17 protein-coding genes and 1 pseudogene are annotated in these 23,165 nt (G+C 57.6%); 11 read left to right on the top strand and 7 right to left on the bottom strand.

Annotated elements, in window-relative coordinates; genetic code table 11:
- Nucleotides 1-207 precede the first annotated feature (207 nt).
- Together ADA16_RS11400 and ADA16_RS06230 are read left to right on the top strand one after the other, a co-directional pair.
- Nucleotides 208-843 carry an MFS transporter gene (locus ADA16_RS11400; RefSeq protein ID WP_239659372.1) on the top strand — a complete coding sequence of 212 codons (636 nt, stop codon included), beginning with the start codon at nt 208-210 and terminating at the stop codon, nt 841-843.
- Nucleotides 803-2,182 carry an MFS transporter gene (locus tag ADA16_RS06230; protein WP_239659371.1) on the top strand — a complete coding sequence of 460 codons (1,380 nt, stop codon included), beginning with the start codon at nt 803-805 and terminating at the stop codon, nt 2,180-2,182. Before ADA16_RS11400 ends, ADA16_RS06230 begins: the two co-directional genes overlap by 41 nt.
- Nucleotides 2,183-2,311: 129 nt before the next feature.
- On the opposite strand, the gene ADA16_RS06225 is transcribed toward ADA16_RS06230, so the two are convergent.
- The 3 genes from ADA16_RS06225 to glf all read right to left on the bottom strand — a co-directional run bounded on the left by ADA16_RS06225 (nt 2,312) and on the right by glf (nt 6,351).
- Complete coding sequence (locus tag ADA16_RS06225) at nt 2,312-4,024, bottom strand: RNA-binding domain-containing protein (protein ID WP_048760156.1); 1,713 nt, start codon at nt 4,022-4,024, stop codon at nt 2,312-2,314.
- Nucleotides 4,025-4,179: 155 nt separating this feature from the next.
- Nucleotides 4,180-5,118 carry an EamA family transporter gene (locus ADA16_RS06220; protein ID WP_239659370.1) on the bottom strand — a complete coding sequence of 313 codons (939 nt, stop codon included), beginning with the start codon at nt 5,116-5,118 and terminating at the stop codon, nt 4,180-4,182.
- 36 nt (nt 5,119-5,154) lie between these two features.
- The gene (glf, locus tag ADA16_RS06215; protein WP_048760526.1) at nt 5,155-6,351 is read right to left on the bottom strand and encodes a UDP-galactopyranose mutase; all 1,197 of its coding nucleotides are present in this window, start codon (nt 6,349-6,351) and stop codon (nt 5,155-5,157) included.
- 328 nt (nt 6,352-6,679) lie between these two features.
- On the opposite strand from glf, the gene ADA16_RS06210 reads away from it, so the two are divergent.
- Together ADA16_RS06210 and ADA16_RS06205 are read left to right on the top strand one after the other, a co-directional pair.
- Nucleotides 6,680-8,185: an N-acetylmuramoyl-L-alanine amidase gene (locus ADA16_RS06210; RefSeq protein ID WP_048760153.1), complete on the top strand. Its 1,506-nt coding sequence runs from the start codon at nt 6,680-6,682 to the stop codon at nt 8,183-8,185.
- Between the two features lie 83 nt (nt 8,186-8,268).
- Nucleotides 8,269-10,785 carry an N-acetylmuramoyl-L-alanine amidase gene (locus ADA16_RS06205; protein ID WP_048760150.1) on the top strand — a complete coding sequence of 839 codons (2,517 nt, stop codon included), beginning with the start codon at nt 8,269-8,271 and terminating at the stop codon, nt 10,783-10,785.
- A gap of 76 nt (nt 10,786-10,861) precedes the next feature.
- Here the strand turns inward: ADA16_RS06205 and ADA16_RS06200 are convergent, their stop codons facing one another.
- Complete coding sequence (locus ADA16_RS06200; RefSeq protein WP_048760149.1) at nt 10,862-11,695, bottom strand: Cof-type HAD-IIB family hydrolase; 834 nt, start codon at nt 11,693-11,695, stop codon at nt 10,862-10,864.
- Between the two features lie 6 nt (nt 11,696-11,701).
- On the bottom strand, nt 11,702-13,363 hold the full coding sequence (locus tag ADA16_RS06195) for a lysophospholipid acyltransferase family protein (protein ID WP_048760147.1): 1,662 nt from the start codon (nt 13,361-13,363) through the stop codon (nt 11,702-11,704).
- 451 nt (nt 13,364-13,814) lie between these two features.
- Between ADA16_RS06195 and ADA16_RS06190 the strand changes: the two genes are divergently transcribed.
- From ADA16_RS06190 to ADA16_RS06165, 6 genes are all read left to right on the top strand, one after another.
- On the top strand, nt 13,815-15,551 hold the full coding sequence (locus tag ADA16_RS06190) for a glycerol-3-phosphate dehydrogenase/oxidase (RefSeq protein ID WP_048760145.1): 1,737 nt from the start codon (nt 13,815-13,817) through the stop codon (nt 15,549-15,551).
- Between the two features lie 247 nt (nt 15,552-15,798).
- Nucleotides 15,799-16,548, top strand: coding sequence for an MIP/aquaporin family protein (locus ADA16_RS06185; protein ID WP_414629652.1), 750 nt, complete (start codon nt 15,799-15,801; stop codon nt 16,546-16,548).
- 84 nt (nt 16,549-16,632) lie between these two features.
- The gene (gene glpK / locus ADA16_RS06180) at nt 16,633-18,189 is read left to right on the top strand and encodes a glycerol kinase GlpK (protein ID WP_048760143.1); all 1,557 of its coding nucleotides are present in this window, start codon (nt 16,633-16,635) and stop codon (nt 18,187-18,189) included.
- A gap of 108 nt (nt 18,190-18,297) precedes the next feature.
- The gene (locus ADA16_RS06175) at nt 18,298-19,470 is read left to right on the top strand and encodes an alpha/beta hydrolase (protein ID WP_048760141.1); all 1,173 of its coding nucleotides are present in this window, start codon (nt 18,298-18,300) and stop codon (nt 19,468-19,470) included.
- 257 nt (nt 19,471-19,727) lie between these two features.
- On the top strand, nt 19,728-20,063 hold the full coding sequence (locus ADA16_RS06170; protein ID WP_048760140.1) for a PadR family transcriptional regulator: 336 nt from the start codon (nt 19,728-19,730) through the stop codon (nt 20,061-20,063).
- Nucleotides 20,060-20,902 (top strand): DUF5808 domain-containing protein, encoded by an 843-nt coding sequence (locus ADA16_RS06165; protein WP_048760138.1) that lies wholly within the window; start codon nt 20,060-20,062, stop codon nt 20,900-20,902. The genes ADA16_RS06170 and ADA16_RS06165 overlap by 4 nt, the downstream gene beginning before the upstream one ends.
- A gap of 205 nt (nt 20,903-21,107) precedes the next feature.
- On the opposite strand, the gene ADA16_RS06160 is transcribed toward ADA16_RS06165, so the two are convergent.
- Entirely contained in the window at nt 21,108-22,004 is an 897-nt protein-coding gene (locus ADA16_RS06160) for a hypothetical protein (protein ID WP_048760136.1), read from the bottom strand.
- Entirely contained in the window at nt 22,001-22,624 is a 624-nt protein-coding gene (locus tag ADA16_RS06155; protein ID WP_048760133.1) for an ABC transporter ATP-binding protein, read from the bottom strand. The genes ADA16_RS06160 and ADA16_RS06155 overlap by 4 nt, the downstream gene beginning before the upstream one ends.
- Nucleotides 22,625-22,816: 192 nt before the next feature.
- Between ADA16_RS06155 and ADA16_RS10985 the strand changes: the two are divergent.
- Nucleotides 22,817-22,962, top strand: a pseudogene (locus ADA16_RS10985) (transposase); the annotation flags it as partial.
- Nucleotides 22,963-23,165: the final 203 nt, after the last annotated feature.

The following is a 23,165-nucleotide window of genomic DNA, read 5'->3' as shown; positions in this document are numbered from 1 at the left end:
ACACTACAGAATTCCAGTATAGTGTCTTCCGGCCTGGAATACGAGACATGTTGTGTGGCCCTATTTATTATCTCCGCTCGAAGAGTATCCCCGACTGAGTTACCGCCTCGCCCCGGAGATGGCCCGGGTGTAATCCCGGAGAAGACCGCACGTAAATCTGATTACGCCACCGAAGCCATTCCTGTTCATTCGATTTAGAGAGGCTTCATGGCTACGTCTCCTTCGGCGCGCTCTGATGCGTCTACAGCGCCTACAGCACCTGCCACTCCAGCTGCACCTACTGTAGAAAGTAGGTCGCTGACTATTATGTTTGCGGCCGCGCTGGCTGCTTTTATCGCTACTTTCAACGAAACTTTCCTCAACGTCGGCTTCACCCGGATCATGGCCGACTTCAACATTGGCGTTTCTGCCGTTCAGTGGCTGGCCACGGCTTATATATTGGGCGCAGCTGTGATGACGCCGACCGCCGGGTTCTTCATCCGTCGCTTTACGACGAAACCCCTGTACTTAATAACGACCTCGACGTGGATCATCGGTGGCATCATCACCGCTACCGCACCCAATTTCGCGGTGCTCCTTATCGGACGCGTCATCCAGTCCGTAGGTACTGGCCTGCTCGTGCCGATTGGCATGATGATTGTTCTGACCGTGGCTCCGCGCCCGAGGTTGGGTACCTTCATGGGACTCATGGGCGCTATGACGACGCTGGGCCCGTCGATCGCTATCTTGGCTTCCGGTATGATTCTGGAGTTTTCGTCGTGGCGCGCCCTGTGCTGGGCGTTCACCATTCTGGCGGTGATTTGTGTTCATCATCGGCATGACCACCGCGTACAACATCTCTGAGAACGTCAAGGCAACTCTTGATGTGCCTTCCGTGACCTTGGTGGCTATCGCGCTGCTCGGCCTACTCTACGGCATTTCCACTATCTTCAGCCCCGCAAAGCTGGTGGCTGTCGTTTCGCTGGTCATCGGCATCGCGACGCTTACGCTCTTTGTGAAGCGCCAGAATTCCATCGATGACCCGCTGGTCAACCTTAAGCCGCTCAGCGTTTTCCCGTTCACTGCGGGCGTGATCATTAATGTCATCGCGCTGATCATCGTCTTCTCCATGAACATCCTGGTTCCGATGCACCTGCAGTCGATTCAGGGAGCTACTGGCCTGCAGGCTTCCCTCGTGTTGTTCCCAGCAATTCTGTTGGCAGTCATTTTCGGCCCAGTTGCAGGCAAGATTTATGACTCCAAGGGCGCGAAAATCATCCTGCCACTCGGCATGCTGTTGATGGCCATATTCTCGCTGACCACCGCGTGGGCAATGGGCCAAGACACCCTGTGGCTTATTACCCTGCTGTATATGCCCGCCATCCTGGGTTCGGCTCTCGCTATCGGGCCAGTGCAGTCTTTCTCCTTGTCCGCACTCCCCCGCTCGTTGAATCCGCACGGTGTCACTATTTTCTCCACGTCATTCCAGGTGGCGGGCTGTGTCGGTACCGCGCTCTCAACCGGCATCTACGGCGCGTTCGTGGCTTCTGGCGCCGGGGCTGCCGACTCTGCCAATGCCGCGAATCGCGGCTTCCTCGTCGTTGGCGCAGTCCTCTTCGTGCTGGCAGCAATCGCCGTGGTTCTTGGCTGGACCGGCACCCGCGCGAAGGTGTCCAACAATGTCGCAGGCACCGCCGCAGAGACCAGCAACCAGGAGGCTACTTCCTTGGCATCCGATTCTTTGGTTGCCAAGCTGATGCAGGAAGACATCTACTTCTTGTTACCGAATAACACGATTCGTCAGGGGCTCCACATGTTCGTCGATAAGCGAATTTCCGGCGTACCGCTACTGAAAGACAGCCGTAAGCTGGCGGGTTTTGTCTCGGACGGCGACGTGCTGGATGTGATTGGCGACTCCGTTCCCGCATTCACGACTCCGTACGCACTGTTGGCGCACAACGATTCGGCGGAGTTTGGAACTGATGTCGCCGAGGTGCTTAACCGCCCGATTTCCTCCATTGCCACCAAGCCGGTAATCACGGTGAATGTCCACGACGACCTTGGGCACATCTCTTCGGTGCTCGCGGATAAGCACCTGAAGAAGGCTCCTGTCGTCGCTGATGACGGCACGGTTGTGGGAATCATCAACCGTTCCGACATCAACCGATACCTCGTATCGACGTTCGTGGACGCGGCTGAATAAGGCCGGGTGGCTAGGAGTTGTTTCAAACAACTCCTAAACAACTCGCTGCAAAATTCGCCCAAAATCAGTGCATCAATGCAGGCAAGAAAGTTGTTTGGAGTTGTTTGAAGTTGTTTATTACTCGACCGTCTACGCAGAAACCCAACGGACACTCGGGCCTCGCGTTGGACTGCCGTCGGCAATTTTCGCTTTGCCCAAATCCCGGAGGTGGCGAAGAATGCGGCTCACTGACTCACGCTCTACGCCTAGTTCACTTGCAACTTCACGAGCGTTTAAGGACTGTCCTTCGCGCAGCTGAGCAATAATCCAGTCCTCTGTCGTCACGGCTGCAATCGCTGTGGAATCTTTTTCTTCAAAGGCCGCTCGAGCTCGGGCGGACAGTATCCATTCCGGGGCATCTCTCAATGGTTCCAGGAAGCCCTGGTTTGCATACCATCCCAAGGTTTCTTGGGCCTGCGCTTCCGAAACTTGCATGAGTCGAGCGGCCGTGGATGTCATTAGAATCTGGTTATTGGCTAGATGACGTGCCACCAAGAGTCCATTCACACTGTTGAAAATCGCCTCTCCGAATTCGGCGCGCAACAGAAACAGCGACTTTATAAAACCCGAATCTACGTTTCCGGCAGGCAACATGACCTCAACAAACGGCCCATCAGCATTCAAACTGGGGGCTTGCCTGCCACTAGCGAGCATAGAAACCCACATACGGTCAAAGCCGCGTGAAGATTCTTCAGCAAGCCCCAACTGCCGCAATGCACCCATCAGAATCGGGTTGCGTGGAATCGATTGGGTAGTCAGAATCCTCTCTTCCGGCACTCCTACGGGGAGACCACCCGGAGACCACACAGTTAGGCTGGTCGGGGACTGGTCAACGACGATTGCCGTGGTTGCTCCCCAATCACGGTGAGCGAATGCATTGGAAATAATTTCGTCTACCGCGGTCGCTGGAAACGCCGGAATAGGAAATTCTTGCCCATTCGGAAGTTGCACTCGCGCAATTTCTTGCGATGTGTGAGCCTTAATCAACACACGTAGCTGCTCAGAGGCGGTAATCAATGGTGCAGAAATCTCAGTTACTTTTGGATCTCCACTCGGCACGTTGCGGAGAAGATGCCGCACTACCGTACGGTTATGAAGTGGCTGCATGAAGAGGATTTCCGCCGCAAATGTTAGCCCACCGTCGGCCGTAAGCAATCCCAACTCACTACAAAGCTCAAGACCTGTCTGAGGCACGGGCGAGCCGTCACCCAAAGCATGCTTCCGGTTGGCAAGAAGGTTTTTAGCCTGCTCAATAGCTTGAGAGTCGAAATCTTCAGTCCCCCGTCGCGAAACAGTAGCGCTTAGGTCCGGGTTCGAACGGGAGAGGTGAATGCGACGGCGCTCGTCCTCCCCCAAAGGCTCACAACTTTTACCGACACGTTTACTTGCTTGACCTTTAGAGCGCTGATACAGCGCCATCCCCCGCGGAATGCGCAAGGCAATCAGGCGCTTACCGCAGCGCTCAATTTCAAAAGCTTCAACTTGGATATGAGGCTGCGTCTTGCTGTAAATCTTTTCCACCAACCAATCACATGAGCGATCAGTTCCAGTGAACGCAGCGGGCCCCGATTGCTTGTCATTAACACCGAGGACAATGTAGGAAACACCACCGTCAGCGTTGGAAAAACAAATAACCTCGTCGACAAGAAATTCCACTAACCCTGCATCGGGATTCTTGCTCTTTGGATGGACAGCAGGGTCTTCTTTGAAATCCAATACCTGGGATTCCCAACTGCCGGCGCTGTCTCCGGTCTCAATCGCCGACAGTGCTTCCTCTACAACCTCAAACGCCGAATCGAGCATGGTCCCAGTTTACCAAAAGTTGTTTTACAGTTGTTTCAAACAACTCTGTAACAACTCGCTGCAAAACTCGCCCAAAATCAGCACATCAATGCAGGTCCGGATAGTTGTTTCGAGTTGTTTGAAGTTGTTTATTACTCGACCGTGCACGTAATTAATTACCGAACACGCGACTCCCGCGCCCCGCGCCAGGTAATAATCGCGCCAGCCGCCGCAATCAACACGATGCCCAGCGCCATAGACCAGGTCACTCGGTCACCGGAAAACGCCCAACCCAGGATTGCACCGATGACCGGGTCCAGTGCAAAGAGCGTGCCGACGACCGCTGCTGAGACAATCCCCGCAGCGATGGTGTCCATCACGTAGGGAATGACAGCGCCAATGAACCCAGAAATAACGATGGTGGCCCACATCGAACCGTCGACAAGCGGTGCGGCGGAAACTGAGAAGGGCGCGAGCACAATTGCTGCGACGACCACTGACAGCGCCAGGTCCGGCATGCCACCGCCCTCCGAACTGCCCATTCGAGCGGAAAAGAGCGTGTAAGCGCCGAAGAAGATCGCGCCGATTGCGGCGTAACCAATGCCGACAGGGTCCAGGTCATTGGAGGGCTGGGCAATCAGAGCGACGCCGATGAAAGCGACGATGGCCCACAGGCGAGAGCGCCACATTTTCAGCCCCAGGAAGGACACGACACAGGGGCCGAGGAAGTCGATGGTGACGGCAACGCCCTGCGGGAGGCGGGCGATGGCTGCGTACACCATCATGCTCATCATGCCCATGGCGACGCCGTAGACCACGATGTTGATGGCGCGGGCGCGGGTCATTCCGGACAGCTTCGGGCGGAACAGGACCACCATGATGATGGCCGCGGCGCTCATACGAAGGCCCGATATGCCCGGCGCGCCGACCGTGGAAAGCATGTCCGTGACCAGCACGGCCGCGGTCTGGGTGCCAAGAGAACCGATGAGGACCAGAATTACGGGCGCCACCGGCAGGGTGAGAAACCTGTTCACACCCTGCAGCAATGGCCCTTGTTGGGGAACCTGCCCAGTCCCCTGCTGGAGAATCTCGGTTTGGCTTTTCTTACGCGACACTCGCGCAATACTAGTGCGGACGCCGCAAGCGGCAAACTAGTGCCCGCGCTCCTGCTCGATTGCTTCGCCGTCGTTGAAGAACGGCGCGACCTTGTTGTCGAACATCGACAGTGCGGAGCCGATGGCCATGTGCATGTCCAGGTACTGGTAGGTACCCAGACGACCACCGAAGAGGACCTTGTTCTCCTGCGCTTCTGCTGCAGCGAGCTTGCGGTAGGCTTCCAACATCTCGCGATCTTCCGGAGTGTTGATCGGGTAGTACACCTCGTCGCCATCGTCGGCAAAGCGGGAGTATTCCTTAACAATTACCGTCTTGTCCTTGACGTAATCGCGCTCCGGGTGGAAGTGGCGGAACTCGTGGATACGGGTGTATGGCACGTCCGCGTCGTTGTAGTTCATCACTGGGGTGCCCTGGAAGTCGCCGGTGTTGACAACCTCCATCTCAAAATCCAGGGTGCGCCAACCCAGCTTGCCCTCTGCGTAGTCGAAGTAGCGGTCCAGCGGGCCGGTGTAGACAACCGGGGCGTCCGGGGAGACAGCGCGCAGCTCGTCACGCACCTCGAACCAGTCGGCATCGACAACCACGTCAATCTTGTCGGAGGTCACCATGTTTTCCAGCCAGGCGGTGTAGCCGTCGACAGGCAGACCTTCGTAGGTGTCGTTGAAGTAGCGGTTATTGAAGGTGTAGCGAACGGGCAGACGGGTGATGTTTCCGGCCGGCAGGTTCTTCGGGTCGGTCTGCCACTGCTTGGCGGTGTAGTGCTTGACAAAGGCCTCGTACAGCGGGCGGCCAATCAGGGAGATGGCCTTTTCCTCAAGGTTCTTCGCGTCCCGCGGATCCAGGCCGTCAGTCTGATCCTTAATCAGCTGGCGAGCCTCGTCCGGGCTGTAGTACTTGCCGAAGAACTGGTTAATCAGCCCCAGCCCCATCGGGAACTGGTACGCGGTTCCCTTGTACATAGCGAACACGCGGTGCTGGTAGTCGGTGAAGTCGGTGAACTGGTTGACATAGTCCCACACCCTCTTATTAGAGGTATGGAACAGGTGCGCACCGTACTTATGCACCTCGATGCCGGTCTCCGGCTCTGCTTCCGAGTAGGCGTTGCCGCCAATGTGGTTGCGGCGCTCGACGACGAGCACGCGCTTACCCAGCTCATTGGCGGTCCGCTCAGCAACGGTCAAACCGAAGAAACCCGAGCCGACCACGATGAGGTCGTAGTTGTTGTCCTTGATGTCCTGTAGGGACTTCGGAGCAAATTCATTGGCAGTGGTGTTCTTTTCGCTACTCACGCCTTAAAACCTATTGCATTTCCATCCGGTTTGCGGGTGTACACGCGGGCTTTACGACGTCCACGTGAGTGCCGCCCAACGTTCTTTTGGTCACATTATTTGATAATTTTCTCAAAATTAACGAGGAAACACAGGGGTCTCACTAGATTTTTTTAGTCACACTGGTAACATCCTTCTCAGTATTTTCCGTTGCTTTGCAACTTTCCTTCCACTCGACCCCGGGGGAGTCCCGGGTTGATAACCCTGTACCCCATTTTTTGGAGCTTTTACCGTGCCAACTCGCCGTCGCATCAATGCCCCGTCGATGGGCCGCCGCACCTTCCTCTATGGTCTGGCAGCTACTACTGCCGCAGCTCCCCTAGCTACATGGGGTATCCGCCAGGCTCCTACCCTGGTTGAAAGCCCTGGCACTGGCCCCATCGCGGCCAAGATCTCGACATCGCCGCTGGTTGACGGTGTCACGATGATGATTGACGACGCAGCCGTCGGCACGCATACCATTACCGACGCCCTGCACCCGCTTCGCGGATTCGTGAAGGACATCACCCGCGACGAACCGTTCTCCCAGTTCGCACTGACCTGGCCGGGCGATGACAATCTGCAGCTCTACGTCCGCGCCGAGCGCGAAGACGGCAGCTTTGGCCCGTGGTTTCACGCTGATTCCCACGGTCCGATGAACAACTCCGGACAGTCCGGCACTGAGCTGCTGTTCGTTGAGCCCACCAAGCGTGTGCAGGTGTCGACTGTCGGACTGAACCTCCTCGAGGGGCTGGATCCGCGCAGCATCATTGGTATCGACAACCTTGACCCCGCCACTATCGGCGGTGCCCTGCAGGACATTGTCAGCGCTTCGGCAGCATTGTCCCTCAATGCTGTCCAGGCAGTTTTCATCGACGGTGTGGAGCAGGTTGGCGAGGTTATTCAGCCGGTTGCGTACGAGTCGTCGATTGCCGGTGCACCGAAGGTGATTAGTCGTGCAGCGTGGGGCGCAGATGAGTCCATGCGCAGCGGCCCGAGCTCTTACAGCACCTTCAAGGGCACTTGCATCCACCACACCGCGGGCTCCAATAACTACTCGGAGTCGCAGGGCCCGGCCATTGTCCGCGGCATTTACGCCTACCACGCAAAGACGCTGGGCTGGGGCGATGTAGGCTACAACGCGCTGGTCGACAAATACGGCAACATCTACGAGGGTCGCTACGGTGGCCTGGACAAGAACATCGAGGGCGCGCACGCAGGTGGCTTCAACAACGGCACCTTCGGCATCTCGGTCATGGGCAACCACGACCAGCTGCAGATTCCGGATGCTGCCATCACCGCACTTGGCGAGATGGTCGGCTGGCGCATGAAGGTCGGTGGCGTCGATCCGATGTCCACCGCCGCGCTGACCAGCTCCGGTTACTCGAAGGCGCGCTACGGCTCCGGTCAGACCGTGAACCTCCCGGCCATCTTCGGTCACCGCGACACCGGCTACACCTCGTGCCCGGGCAACTTCGGCTACCAGCAGATGGACGACATCCGCGCAGCAGCAAAGGCCAAGTTCGACGGCACAGGCGGATTGGGTATTACCGGCCGCTCTGCGGATTCGGATAACCAGGGCGGAGAGGCCACCAGCACTCCGCCGATTCCGGGCACCGGTGAACAGGGCGACAACGGCGGTTCCCTCGGAAACGTGGAAACGCCCACACCAGGACAGGTTCTTGGCGAGTTCCTAACTGATTCCCTGCCAGCCAACCCTGCCGAAGCTACGCAGGCCTGGTTTGCGCCCCAGAACTAAATCGCCCCAAGAAAAGTCCGCATAACCACATCACATTTGTGGCATAGCACCCAGTTTCCAGCTATCACCCAGGAGTTATTACCGTGTTTAGTCGCCGCCGCCGCATTAATCGCCGCGCAGGTGCCAAGCAATCCTTGGTACTCGCTGCCGTGGCGACCCTTGCCCTGACACCAGTCGTCGTTGTCGGCGCTGGAGCAGCTTATGACCTCATCGAGGACAATGGCGCCAGCCCCATCGATCCCGTTGTCCAGAGCAAGTCGCTTGCAGACAGCGTCTCCGTTCTCGTTGAAGACGCAGCGATTGCAACGCAGTCGCTTGCCGACGAGGCTCATCCCAACCGCGGTGTCGTCAAGGAAATTACCTCCGATACCGAGTTTTCCCAGTTTGCACTGACTTGGGCCGGTGACCCTGATATCGCCAGCTTCGTCCGCGCTGAGCGCGCCGACGGCTCCTGGTCCGATTGGTTCAGCGTCGACCCGGAATATCCCGCTGAGGGCAACGGCAACGGCCTGAACGGAACGGAGCTCGTCTACATCGAGCCGACCAAGCGTGTTCAGGTTTCCACCCACGGACTCAATATCTTCGGCCCCGGTTCCGGTGTGGACCTGAAGGACATCAAGGGTGCCGAAAAGCTGGACATGTCCAAGATTAACCTCGATGAGGTTAACGCCGAGGGCGCCAAGAAGGCCGTGGAGGATGCAAAGGAATCCGCTGAGGATGCGGCCAAGGATGTTGCCAAGGCCGCTGAGGATGCCACTTCCGACAACCAGCAGACTCCGGATGCCGCCCCTGAGGACGCACTCGATGACTCGGCTACCCAGAGCGTTACCGGCACCGCAAATCTGGAGTCGCCGAACCTCCCTGTGAAGTGGACTGACATCGAGCCGGTCGCCGATGAGCTGCCAATCGACCAGGTCGACGCAGTGCTTATCGACGGCCAGGCTGCCGCATCCGGCATCGATCCAATTGTGGATGCCAAGAACGTCACGGGCATGCCGAAGGTCATTACCCGTGCCGGCTGGGGTGCCAACGAGAAGAACCGCTGCAAGGGCGCGGACTACGACAGCAAGCTGGTCGGTGCCACCGTGCACCACACCGCTGGTTCAAACAACTACACCGAGAGCCAGTCCGCTGGCATCGTCCGCGGCATTTACCAGTACCACGCACAGACTCTGGGCTGGTGCGACATCGGATACAACGCCCTGGTCGACAAGTACGGCAACATCTTCGAGGGCCGCTACGGTGGCCTGGACAAGAACGTTCAGGGCGCCCATGCAGGTGGCTTTAACACCGGTACTTTCGGCATCTCCATGATGGGTAACTACACCTCGGTTGCCCCGAGTGAGGCTGCGTTGAACTCCGTGGGCAACATGATTGGTTGGCGTCTGAAGGTCGCCGGCGTCAAGCCGACCGGCCAGATTCAGATGACTTCGGGTGGCACCAGCTACTCCAAGCACGGCTACGGCAAGCAGGTCACTCTGCCGACCATCTTCGCGCACCGCGATGTTGGTAACACCACCTGCCCAGGTGATGCTGGCTACGCCCAGATGGGCAAGATCCGCTCGATTGCCGAAAAGAAGTACAACAGTCTGACCAGCGGAAAGATTGACAATGAGGGCCCCAACGGTCTGATTGACCTCCTCGTTCCGCAGGATGAAAAGGGCGATAAGACCGCCGAAGACGCAGATTCGCAGTCGACCGAATCGACCGATTCTACTGATTCGACTTCGCCGACCACCTCCGCCACATCGGATGCGTCGGGTACCACTTCTTCAACGGTATCGACCACCGAGTCGACCACCTCGACCACCTCGACCACCTCGGCATCCGCGGGCGCTTCCACCACGTCGAGCACCGAGAAGTCCTCGAGCGCATCTAGCACCGAGTCGACCACCTCGGCCACCTCGACTACTTCGGAGCCAACCGACGCTACGAGCACCAGTAGCACCGCTACGGCTGAACCCTCCACGCCGTCGGCAAGCGAGCCGAGCGACTCCCCTTCCCTGACCACACCTGACTCCCCGTCCTCGCCGAGCGCACCGCACGAGCAGCAGAAGGCACAGGCTCTGGAGGCAGTCGCGGGTGCACGTTCGATGTTGGCCTCCGCGCTGGGCATGCTAGGTGCGCCTGGTCTGGGACAGACCGCCGATGCGATTCTGGGTGCCGTCGGACGCTCGATTGAAAATGGTCCGTCGATCGCTGACCTGCCAGTTCTGGTTGATCAGATTATGACGATTAACGAGCAGAACGACCTGGCTGCCGAATGGCGCCACGTCACCGAGGAAATGGGCTCTGTCCTCGGCTACGCAATGTCCGGCATTCAGAGCGGTTCCACCGTGGCGAACAATGCTGGCCAGGCCGATGCCGTGCGCTACGTGAAGTTCTCCAACGGTGTGATCACCGACTCCGACACCACCGGCGCCCACGCTATTTGGGGCAAGATTGCCGATGAGTGGGCTCGCCAGGGCTTCGAGGTCGGCAAGCTGGGCGCTCCAACGAAGACCCAGGTGGTCGATGGAAACGTCGAGCGCGCTGAGTTCCAGAATGGTTCGATCACCTTCGACCGCACCACCGGCGAAGTCAAGACCGAGCTGAAGTAAACGCTGCAGTAGACCTGAAGCAGACACGGCCGGGGCGCTGGTGAGCTAGCTAGCGGGGTGAAAACCGCAAGGCTAGCTAGAACCAGCGCTCCAGCACACGAGCAACACCGTCATCATCATTGGTGGCGGTGATTTCGTCTGCAATCTCCTTGACATTGTCAGCCGCGTTACCCATAGCCACGCCCGTGCCCGCCCACGACAGCATCTCGATATCGTTGGGCATGTCGCCGAAACAGACCACATCTTTCGCGGTTGCTCCGACCAGTTCAGAGACATATTCCAGCCCGGCACGTTTGGTCACGCCCGGCGCGGACACCTCTAGCAGTCCATCCGGCATGGAGTAGGTCACGTGCGCCAGGCTCGCGTCAATTGCAGGGGCGACCAGCTCATATAGCCGTGCACTGTGCACATCGGAGTTACGCAGCAAGAGTTTGGTCGCAGGCTCTGACAGCACAGTCTCTTCAGTAAGCTCACCATGCTCATCCGATTCCCACGCATGGTCATAGGACGGCGCCACCACAAAAAGCTCATCGATGGCGTCATTCGCCGACGTCCCAGCGCGCTCTGCCGCAATCCCGATTCCGCCGATGGATCGCGTCGCTTCGCGCGCATGCTTGACGACGTATCGTAGCGTCTCCGGCTTCAACGTGTTGGCGGCAACCACTTCATCACGGCTGGAGTCATAAATCACCGCACCATTGGCGCATACACACAGCGGCCGAACGGGAAGCTGATCGAGCACTGGTTGCAACCATCGAGCCGGCCTTCCCGTGGCCAGCACTAACGGGGTTCCGCGGCGGAGCATTCGGGCGACGGCTTGCCGCAGACGCGGTGTTACCCGCTCCCGTGAGTCAATGAACGTTCCGTCAATATCCGAAGCTACGAGTAGCGGATGTAGTCTCTCGGTCACTTCGAACTACTTGCCGTCCTCACTGTTGTCATCTTCACCGTCGTCGCAGAACCGGTCGTGCAACAACTGCAGGGTCGCGATTACTCCCCCATGCTCGACAGTGTCGATTACCCAATCTGCGTTCTTCAGCAGGGACCAGTCCGCATCGGCCATAACCACCGGCATGCCGACGCGCTGTGTTGCCTCCTCAAAGTTCGAGCGACCGGCAAAGAGCATCGCGGTCTCTTCCTTGCGAGTCTGCTTGCGCAGTATGCTCGCCACCGCATTGGTGACGTCCATCTTGCTGGCGTCCTCCGGAAGTTCCACGACCTGCAGGTCAAGGGACTCCAAAGCCGACAGATTCGGCTTATCTCCCGGTTCGTGCAGAACGACGATTGTGGCTCCGGCATCGCCGAGCTGCTGCAAGACATTCATGGTTTCTTCGCTGATGTTGCCCGCGTCGTCGGCAAGCGATGCGGGGTAATCGAAGATGAACGTCTCCGGCTGGGCGGTGATGAGCCTGTTCAAGCGCTGCGGAAGCTTGTCGCGAATCATCTTCGACTGACCGATGAGACGGTAGACGCTCTGCTGGGTCTGTTCGACACCGGAGGCGGAGGCTTTCTCGAGCTGCACGTACGTTTCGCGGAATGTTACGCGCATCGAATCCGTGGCAGCGCGCACGGAGTCCTTACTCTCTTTGGCGCCGGCGACGACATCGTCAGCCATCTGTTCCACGGACTGACGGAACTGCGTCAACAAGGCGGTCGTCTGTTCTTTTCGGCGAGCGGACTCCGCGCTCATGGTTTGACTCATCGTTTGCGAAGCCCCACTGAACTGCTGCTTCGTCTTATCGCCGAACTCACGTGCGCTATCGCCAAATTCACGTGCGGACTCAGCCAGCTTGTCCTTAAAAGCGGCCAAGTCACTGCGCAAATGACGGATGCGCTGACGCTCTTCCTCGACCTTGAGGTCTTCTTCCTGTGCCTCTTCGAAAGTCGGCGCGCCACCGCCGAGACGTGCCGGCACCCAGTAGGCGCCCTTCGGCAGTGGCCCTTCTTCAGCTGCGTACTCGTCCCAGAGCTGACGAACGCCCTGATCCATGATTTCGTGCAGCTTCTCGGTTTCCTCTACCGGATCTCCCTCCGGGTGCCACGGTGGCAAAACCGTAATATGAATCGGAGTATTGCTGCGTCCGAGATGCTTGGGGTGCCCCTTTGTCCACACGCGCTGGGATCCCACAATCAGCACGGGGATGATGGGCTTGCCGGTGCGCTGCGCCATACGCACTGCGCCGGATTTCAAATTCTTGACTTCGAAACTGCGCGAGATAGTCGACTCCGGGAAGATGCCTACCAACTCGTCATTTTCCAGCTTCTTGCAAGCCTCTTCGAAGGATTTGGAGCCGTCGGTGCGGTCGACCGGAATGTGCTTACAGGCACGCATGATTGGTCCTGCGACCGAGTGATCGAAGACTTCCTTCTTCGCCATAAAACGGACATAACGGCGGTACTTGCGGAAAGGAATACCGACATAGGTGAAGTCCATGTATCCGGTGTGGTTAGTAACCAGAACAGCGCCAGAGTCCTTCGGCACGTTTTCCCAGCCTTTAACGGTGAACTTCAAACCTTGGGCAAAGAAGACGGTGCGCGCCAATCCGATAATCGTAAAGTACACAGGATCCTTGAACATGGCTTTTACTCTACAATCTTTCGCACCCCTTAGCGGGGCAATATGCGTCGGTATCTAACACTCGCCTGATACTCGCGAATAAATGTCGTTACAGACCAATATCCATGTGTAAATCCGAGCGCAGCCCGAGCCGTCGCCCTCACATACACCACGCACCCGACATGCACCCACTGTCCACCCATTAGCCATCTTTGGCACCCCCATTATGGGGGTTTCTATCGCCAGCCGACTTTTATTCTAAAAGCAGTAAACCTCTATTAACATAGCCATCTACCTGCGGAAAATCGGACAACATTTCAGGCGCGATTTTCTTGGCTTTTCACCCCATTGTTTATATCTACGTAACCGTAGGTTAGCGCTTACAAGTAGGCGATTTTTTGGTAACGTGAGCCGTGAGCCGAGAAATTCTCTTCGACGAAAAATCAACGCCCCCACCGGGAAGGATTGGAAAATGTCGTCCTCTTCATCTCTCGCCCCATCTGCAGTTCTAAACAAGGAACAGCACGAAAAGACCTGGGAGAAATTCGGTAACGAGCAATACGATGTCGTCATTATCGGCGGCGGTTCCGTAGGCGCTGGCGCTGCGCTCGACGCCGCTACCCGTGGTTTGAAGACTGCAGTCATTGAAACCCGCGACTTCGCAGGCGGTACCTCCAGCCGCTCCTCCAAGATGTTCCACGGCGGTCTGCGTTACCTGCAGATGCTGGACTTCCGCCTGGTTGCCGAATCCCTGCGCGAGCGCGAACTGTCCATGTCGCACTTGGCGCCGCACCTGGTCAAGCCACTGCGCTTCGTCTTCCCACTGACTCACCGTGTGTGGGAGCGCCCGTTCATGGCATCCGGCTTCTTCCTTTACGACGTCATGGGTGGCGCCAAGCAGGTGCCGATGCAGAAGCACTACTCCCGCAAGGGAACCCTGAAGCAGGCTCCGGGCCTGAAGGAAGACGCAGTGGTCGGTGGCGTTCGCTACTACGACACCCTGGTTGACGATGCCCGTCACACCATGACCGTCCTGCGTACCGCCGCTCACTTCGGCGCTGATGTCCGCACCTCCACTCAGGTTGTCGACTTCGTCAAGGAAGGCGAGCGCATCGTCGGTGCAAAGCTCCTCGACACCGACACCGGCGCTACCACCACCATCCGCGGCAACGTTTTTGTCAACGCCACTGGTATTTGGTCCGATGAGATTGAGAAGCTGGCTGGCGTCACCGGCAAGTTCCGCGTCCACACCTCCAAGGGTGTCCACATTGTTATTCCGAAGTCCGCTCTCGAGGGCTCGGTGGCAATGACCTTCGTGACCGAGAAGTCCGTCCTGTTCGTTATCCCGTGGGGTGAGTACTGGATCATCGGTACCACCGACACCGACTGGACCATGAACCTGGCCAACCCAGCAGCTACCCGCGCTGACATCGACTACATCCTCGATCACGTCAACGCCAAGGTTCGTCGTCCGATTACTTACGACGACATCGTCGGCGTCTACTCGGGTCTGCGTCCGCTGGTGGAAGGTGACTCCGACTCCACCACCAACCTCTCCCGCAACCACGCTGTTGCCCACGTTGCTCCGGGCATGGTCTCCGTCGCAGGCGGTAAGTACACCACCTACCGCGTCATCGGTGCCGATACCATTGACGCTGCAGTCCAGGATGTCCCACGTAAGGTACCGGAGTCCGTCACCGCTGATGTCCCGCTACTCGGCGCTGATGGTTACCACGCACTGAACAACCAGAAGGCAGAGCTGGCCAAGCAGTTCGGTATCACCGAAAAGCAGGTCGAGCACCTGCTCAACCGCTACGGCTCCCTCATCTACGAGGTTCTGGCTCCGGCAGCCGAGGACAAGTCCCTGCTCGAGCCGCTGCAGGCCGCTGAGCAGTACATGCGCGCTGAGGTTCTCTATGCAGTGACCCACGAAGGCGCAATGCACCTCGACGACATCCTGGAGCGCCGCCTGCGTGTCTCCATGGAGTACGCACACCGTGGCGTCGACAGCGCCCGGGCCACCGCGGAACTGGTTGCCCCAGCTCTGGGTTGGGACAAGGAGACGATGGAGAAGGAAATCAAGGTCTTCATCGAGCGCGTCGAAGCAACCCTGGCAGCTGAGCATGAACTGACCGACAAGGCCGCTAACGAGATTGCAGCCCACGCAGTGGAGACTCGCGCAGACGTCGACGTCAGCCTCGACCGCTAGTTCATTTCCCACCCTCCCCTAGGTGGCCATACGAGTTAGCTCTTGAATGGCCACCAGCGCTGTAGCCACAACGAAATAGATTCCTTCTTGGAGAACGGCTTCGCACTTCAAAGGGCTGATGGGGTCGAAATAAAAGTGCCGGCGAAAAATAGTTTCTCGCCGGCATTTCTTATACCTAAAGAATTCTACGTTGCAAGATTCATCGTGACCTTGCCCGGTCACGACTCACAGAGAGTTTCTACATCTCATGGAGACAATCACAGGATCCCAGGCATTCCTCTGGGAGTTTTTCGGAACCGCCATTCTGATGCTTCTCGGTAACGGAGTCTGTGCCTCTATCAACCTCCGGACAACTCGCGCTGCAAATGCAGGTTGGTTGGGCATTGCCTTTGGTTGGGGTATGGCCGTTTTCGCTGGTGCATCTATTGCCGACGTATCCGGTGGGCACCTGAACCCAGCGGTAACCGTCGCGCTGGCCTTCAACGGCACCGTGGGATGGGACCTGGTTCCGTACTACGTCACGGGTCAGCTGTTGGGTGCATTCGTTGGCGCTATCCTCGCTTGGGCTGCATTTAAGCAGCTGTTCGACGCCAATGGTGTCGATGACAACGGCAACCCGACCAATGCAAATGCCGAGACCGGTGGCAACTTCTTCACCGCACCGGTTCATCCAAATAACTTCTGGAATGCCGTCACCGAGTTCATCGCGACGTTCGTTCTGCTCGCATTCATCCTGTTCGGCCCAGCCGGCGGCGAACTTGGTCCGCTGACCTACTTCGGTGTCTCGTTCATCATTGTGTCGATTGGCCTTTCCCTTGGTTCCCCGACCGGTTACGCCATCAACCCGGTTCGTGACCTCGGCCCCCGTTTGGCCTACGCTTTCGTTCTTCCAATTAAGGGCAAGGGCGATCCGAACTGGGCCTATGCATGGGTTCCAATCGTCGCACCGATGCTGGCAGCCGTGGCTGCAGGCGCTCTTGCCTTTGCCATCGGATAACGGGAATATGAGAGTAATCGCACAATAAAATAGCGCAAGTCTGAAAACTCACATCTACACACAATTTCGCTAGGAGTATCCCCCATGATGCACAGCAAATACGTCCTCGCCATTGACCAGGGAACCACTTCCACCCGCTGCATCATCTTCAACCATGACGCAGAGATCGTCACTGTCGCTCAGATGGAGCACAAGCAGATCTTCCCGGAAGAGGGCTGGGTCGAACACGACGCTCAGGAGATTTGGACCAACACCCGCCGCGTAGTCAGCGAAGCTCTCGCTGACGGCGACATCTCCTCCCAGGACATCGACGCAATCGGTATCACCAACCAGCGCGAAACCACGGTCGTCTGGGACAAGCACACTGGTGAACCGGTTTACAACGCCATCGTCTGGCAGGACACCCGCACGAATACCATCTGCAAGGAGCTCATGGGGGATGAGGGCGCGGACCGCTGGCGTGAGACCACGGGCCTGCGCATCAACTCCTACCCGGCTGGACCGAAGGTGCGCTGGATTCTCGACAACGTCGAGGGCGCTCGCGAAAAGGCCGAGGCTGGCGACCTGCTCTTCGGCACCATCGACACTTGGCTGCTGTGGAACCTCACCGGCGGCGCAGAGGGCAACAACGGCGAATCTGCAGTCCACGCAACGGATGTCACCAATGCTTCCCGTACTCTCCTGATGGATCTCAAGACCCTCGAGTGGGATGAGGATATTTGCCGTGAGGTTGGCATTCCCATGTCGATGCTGCCGGACATCCGCCCGTCGGTAGGCAACTTCGGCCGGGTTCGAGCCCGCGATGCTCTGTCTGGTCTGCCCATTACAGGTATCCTCGGCGACCAGCAGGCCGCTATGTTCGGCCAGGGTTGCTTCGGCGAGGGCGATACCAAGAACACCTACGGCACTGGCCTGTTCATGCTGATGAATACCGGTGAGAACCCGAAGTGGTCCGAGCACGGCCTCATCTCCACTGTCTGCTACCAGGTCGACGGCGAGAAGCCGGTCTATGCCCTCGAGGGCTCTGTCTCCATGGGTGGCGCTCTTGTTCAGTGGCTGCGTGACGAGCTGCAGATGATTCCAAATGCCGCTTCCATCGAGAACAAGGCAAAGAGCGTCAAGGACAACGGTGGCGTGTACATCGTGCCGGCCTTCTCTGGCCTCTTCGCCCCTCGTTGGCAGCCAGACGCCCGTGGCGTCATCGTTGGCCTGACTCGTTTCGTCAACCGCAACCACATCTCCCGCGCTGTGCTGGAAGCCGCTGCTTATCAGACCCGTGAGGTTCTCGACGCCATGGTCGCAGAATCTGGCACGGACATCACGACACTGAGCGTTGATGGCGGCATGACCATGAACGAGTTCCTCATGCAGTTCCAGTCCGACATCCTGGATGTCACTGTCACGCGCCCGAACAACATTGAAACCACGGCTCTTGGTGCTGCATACGGCGCAGGTCTGGGCGTTGGCTTCTGGTCGAGCCTGGACGAGGTCAAGGCTCACATCACAATCGACAAGAAGTGGCGTCCGAAGATGGAGGCCGAAGAACGCGATCGTCTGTTCCACCAGTGGAATCGTGCTGTTGAGCGCACCTACGGCTGGGTCGAGGATGGGGATGCTGAGGAGGCACCGAAGCCCGAGTAGCCCCGTAAAAGCTCGGAAAAATCATACCGATTTTTCCGAGCAAAATTGTTATAATAAAATTGTTATAATCACTTACACCTCCTCGATTGAAAATAGAAAAGAGCAATCATGCGTCGCGCATCGATTTTCACTGCGAGTGTGACCACCGCCCTAACGCTGGCACTGGCCACTCCGGCAGCATCAGCAGCCCCAACGGATTTCATTAAAAACCCGCTGGAGCCAACCCCTGACCCTCAGTCCACTGCGATGGTCGAACTGCCAACTACCCCGGCGCCGACCACTACAGTTGACGGTCGCCACGTTACAGTGACCGACGGCTACATGACCTCGGAGGATGGCAAGGGCACTCAGATCTACTGGAAGTCCAACACCATTCCGAACGCCAAGGCCACTGTCGTCGTCGTGCATGGTGCTGCAGAGCACCTGGGTCGCTACGAGTGGGTAACCGGCAAGCTTCTGAACGCCGGCTACAACGTCTACCGCCTCGACCACCGCGGTCACGGCCACACGGGCCAGGTTGAGGGCACTCCAGTTGCTCGTGGCCACATCGATGATTTCCACTCGCTTGTCGATGACCTGCACATGCTTGTAGAGAAGGCCAAGACGGAGAACCCGAGCACGAAGACCTTCCTGCTCGGCCACTCCATGGGCGGTCTTGCTGTGGACTTCCACGGCATCAAGTACCCAGGCAGTGTCGACGGCATCGTCGCCAATGGCGGTGGCGCTCTTTTCAACCCCTACGGCGGCACTGAAAAAGGCGAAACGATTACCCCAGAAGCCATGACCGATGTCGAGCGCGAAGCACAGCCGACGATTTACCAGCGTCTGCCGTTCCAGGACATGACTACTTTCAACACGCGCATGCTCAAGGAAGTACCGAACCGTACCGAGATGCGCGTCCCATCGCTGCCGGGCACTGACCTGATTCAGGTTGGCAACCCGCTGGGTGCGAAAACCTCTTCCTCCCAGGCAGTGCGTGATGAATACGGCACTGATCCGTACAATAACTCCAAGCTCTCGCTCGGCATGGCTCAACAAATGGCGTTTGCCGCCACCTACAACGGCACCAACTCCGTCGACTTCGTTGAGCCGACCCTGGTCATGATGGGTGGCCAGGACGAGATTGTGCCACCGTTCTTCTCGCGCGACTGGTACAACGGTATCTCGTCCACCGACAAGCAGCTGATTGAGTTCGAAGGCCAGTTCCACGAGGTATTCAATGAACCGGCACAGCACGAGGCCATTGCGACGGCTATTGCCTGGCTTGATGCGCGCATCTAATTGAGCGCTAAATAGGAACCGAACCGCTTCCTAGCTGTTACGAGTTCTTCATAGAGCTAACCCGGTGGGAAGAGGGGCGATTGTCTTTTGACAATTGCCCCTCATTTTTCTTTGTTCTGTTCTCTCTACGTGGCATAGGCATGCAGTACTTGGCAATACAAACTACCGGGGGTATAGTTGGCATTACAAGGTACTAGGTATGAAAAGGCTTCTGCTCGAACAGCTTCCTTCTACCGCCGAAAAGAAAGCACAACGCCATGCCCAAACGCCCACAAACCCAACTGAAAAAAGGGGTACTTGAGCTCGCCATTCTCAAGCTGATTTCTCGCGAAGAAGTCTACGGCGCGGCACTCGTCGCAAAGCTCAACGCCTACCCCCACCTCAGCGCGCCCGCAGGAACCGTCTACCCCCTACTCTCGCGGCTTACCACCAACGGCTTGATTAGCAATCGCTGGGAGGAATCCCCCAAGGGGCCGCCCCGCAAGTACTACTCACTAACAGACAAAGGACAGCAAACACTCACGCAGCTACATCAGGACTTCATCGATCTATCCGCCGACATGACCGCACTATTTTCCGAGGAGCCCCAATGAACACCTACCTCACCGCCATTGACCACAAACTGCGCGAAATCGGCATATCGCACGCACAACGTAAGGCGATCATCGCCGAGCAGGAGAGTCTTCTGCAAGAGCTTAACGACGTCCACGCGGACCTGGCCGAAGAGCTGGGAACGGCGACCGACTACGCCAATTGCGTAGCCGAACAAGTTGGAGAACCAAGCACCTTGCGTAGGTACCTCTCCAAACCGCTTCGGGTATTTTCCAAGCAAGGTCGCGCTTCCCTGTGGAACGTGGACGACCCGCGGATCCTCCAACCTCACCTGCTGGGTTTCGGCTGGTCTATCAATTGGGCTGCAGTAGCGACCAAGCTGGGCGTTGTCCGCCCGGACGATATTGACGGTGAGGTTATCTCTGAAATTCCGGCTCGCGCACTGCAGGCGACCGCTTTTCTCCCCGCAGCCGTGACGGTTGCGCACGGAGTCGCACTGGCCATGTCCTGGAAGCAGTTGCCTTCCGAAGTCCACACAAAATGGAAGCTAAACAGCGAGGCAGTTCAAAAGACAGCACCGAAGGAAACTCTGCTTCTTCCCTTCGTGGTTTCTACAGTCGGAGCTGGATTCTCAGCTGCTTCGCTGCTCAAGGCAGATGACCGCGAAGATACTCTGCGCGTCGCGTCCCTAGGCGCGCTCGCAAGCACAATTGCGCCATCTCAGCTGATCGGCGTTCTCACGGAAGAAAACTCCAAACTCAATCCGGCTCTAATCCAAGCTGGCGTTGCAGTGGCATCGGTCGCGGCTTCGGCCGCATGCCTTGCACTGCCACTCAGAGCTGGGCTGAAGGCCACGTGGCAGAAAACTGGGGTGTCGTAAACCATGTCGATGTAATTCGGGCAGGTCAAAGCGTTACTCCGCAGCCCGTCAGCACCGGCCTGCTCGCTATTGCAATCGAAGTACTTCACAGCTAGGAGCTGTAGGCCAACAGCTCCTAGTAGAAGACGTTGCCTCTCCGCCTAGGATTCCCCTTTTCCCGCCGACGCAACCCGACCGCTTAGTCGGAGCATTGTAGCCGCAGCTCCTACATAATCGGCGCAATCGCCATCAATTCCGATGCAATAGCCGGAATAATCGCAAGACCGCCGGAAAACCAATACCCCAGCTTGCCCATTTCTAATGGTGCGCCCAAACCAATCTCAATCGAGGAAAAATCATTAGTCTCCCGCGGCTTTCCTCGGACAAGCGCGCAATAAACAATTGCCACGGCAGCCCACAGCATGGAATACATGGGGCTCATCGGCATTCCTGGAAGGAATTGTGCGGCCATTCCCAGGACGGTCACAACGCTCAGTATCGCCACTCGCCACGGCAGCTGACCTGGCGCTTCGAGCCTAGTCGCCCGCCATACTGCAGAGGCAAGCACCGCCCAGCAGAGTAGTACAAGTGTGCGCCCACCATTTCCAATCAGCGGGACAACCGAAAACTCCGCCAATGCAATCGCAACAAATAGCAACGGGATATACCCACGCCGCACCAGCCTGCGCAGCATCAACACCGGCAAGGAAGTTTGCGCGAACGACCGCTCCTTGACCTTGGCATTCCGCAGCCAGGAAGCAGCGTAAATATTCGATGCCAGCTCCGCATTAAAGAACATCAGGGTCACACGAGTCATCGATTGTGTCACGCCATTAGAAAGCACCGTCGCCAAACGACGTGGTCGTGCAACCCCAAGGACATATCGGAAAACCCCGCCAATGCCGAACCCAAATACGGTGAACACCAGCACCTGGAGCCAGCCATCGCGGTCAATGCCGGGAAATCGACGTGCGGGGCGATACTCCCATTCCCAGCGGTCGCGGTCAACGGACCTCAGCGGAGCCATTCGTTCCGCAAGGATGGCCAGCAATAAAACAATGCCGACAATTCCCGCTATTTGGTAGGCGCTCGGTAGATCCATCGTAAAGCCTGCGAAACTCACAACCGGATCTCCCTGTCTGCATCCTCAATGAGGCATGGCGAATGCGATGCCACAATCACTGTGGCCCCAGACTGCGCCATGTGACGAAGCTGCGTGCACAGCAGCTGAGTCCAATCCCTATCGAGGTGTCGCTCGGGCTCATCCAACACCACAATCGGAGCCGCGACCGCCAATTGAATTCCCAAGTTTGCCCGCTGCTTCTGACCACTCGAAAGCCGACTGGGCAACGTGTTGGGCAGCTCGGTGACATGCCAAGGCTCCAACCGACTCAGCAGCGTATCCATGTCTACACCTGCGCGCAGTGAAACCAGGCTAATGTGCTCGCCAAGCGTGAGGTCCGGTAGAAATGCTGGATCAGAAATGCTGGTCACACAGCCAGCGCCTTGCGGGCTTGACGGATCAACGAAAGTTTCTTCGCCCTCGCAAGCAACTCGCACAGTACCTTCGATTGGCTCTATCTCACCAGCAATGGTGCTGATCAACGTGGTTTTTCCAGCGCCATTTGGGCCGGTGATACTGACGAATTCCCCCGCACCGACTTTCGCAGTGATTTCACCAAGAATGCTGTTGTGGCCAAACTTGCAATCAACTTCGAGAGAAGTTTTTCCTGGTTCAATCATGCTGCTGTTATCCGCCCTCTTTTTTACCGGCTTCGTGACAATTTATTGGCTCAATCCCCCACCTACTTTTTAGCGCAGCCCCCCCCAGCTACGTCTTGGGAATTGAAAATTGGCCCAGCCCACGCGAACCCAGCGAGCCGACGCGAACCTATCGCCGGCCAGGTCGACAGCATGCTGGAGGATTTCCCTGCCTCCGAGGCCTTGAATCGAGTATGCCGGAAATCGGTATCAAGACCGCAGCACAGATCTTGCTTTCCATCGGTGATGGATCCGACTTCGCATCCTCTGGCCACCTGGCCGCCTATGCAGGAATTGCTCCTGTGACACGAAAATCAGGCCCACCAACACCAGTTGATGGGCCCAATAACCATGCCTAAACCTACCCCTAAGAGTTTCACTTAAAAACTCCGATTTAGGCTTGGCAAGAACATAGGGACACCCCCCTAGGGCACTTCACGACACCTATGGCACCTCATGCCACCTCCACAGCTGGCATGAGGTGCCATAGGTGTCGTGAAGTGAGTGTGTGGCTGTGTCGGGG

The organism is Corynebacterium vitaeruminis, from assembly GCF_001054325.1.
GTDB lineage: Bacteria > Actinomycetota > Actinomycetes > Mycobacteriales > Mycobacteriaceae > Corynebacterium > Corynebacterium vitaeruminis_A.
Note: the sequence above shows the minus strand (reverse complement) of the source record. Positions and strands in the feature narration are given on the sequence as shown.

Excerpts from the sequence above, each read along its gene's own strand:
- ADA16_RS06165 (WP_048760138.1), top strand. The coding sequence starts at position 20,060 with ATGAACACCTACCTCACCGCCATTGACCACAAACTGCGCGAAATCGGC.
- ADA16_RS06195 (WP_048760147.1), bottom strand. The coding sequence starts at position 13,363 with ATGTTCAAGGATCCTGTGTACTTTACGATTATCGGATTGGCGCGCACC.
- ADA16_RS06190 (WP_048760145.1), top strand. The coding sequence starts at position 13,815 with ATGTCGTCCTCTTCATCTCTCGCCCCATCTGCAGTTCTAAACAAGGAA.
- ADA16_RS06185 (WP_414629652.1), top strand. The coding sequence starts at position 15,799 with ATGGAGACAATCACAGGATCCCAGGCATTCCTCTGGGAGTTTTTCGGA.
- glpK (WP_048760143.1), top strand. The coding sequence starts at position 16,633 with ATGATGCACAGCAAATACGTCCTCGCCATTGACCAGGGAACCACTTCC.
- ADA16_RS06155 (WP_048760133.1), bottom strand. The coding sequence starts at position 22,624 with ATGATTGAACCAGGAAAAACTTCTCTCGAAGTTGATTGCAAGTTTGGC.
- ADA16_RS11400 (WP_239659372.1), top strand. The coding sequence starts at position 208 with ATGGCTACGTCTCCTTCGGCGCGCTCTGATGCGTCTACAGCGCCTACA.
- ADA16_RS06175 (WP_048760141.1), top strand. The coding sequence starts at position 18,298 with ATGCGTCGCGCATCGATTTTCACTGCGAGTGTGACCACCGCCCTAACG.
- ADA16_RS06170 (WP_048760140.1), top strand. The coding sequence starts at position 19,728 with ATGCCCAAACGCCCACAAACCCAACTGAAAAAAGGGGTACTTGAGCTC.
- ADA16_RS06225 (WP_048760156.1), bottom strand. The coding sequence starts at position 4,024 with ATGCTCGATTCGGCGTTTGAGGTTGTAGAGGAAGCACTGTCGGCGATT.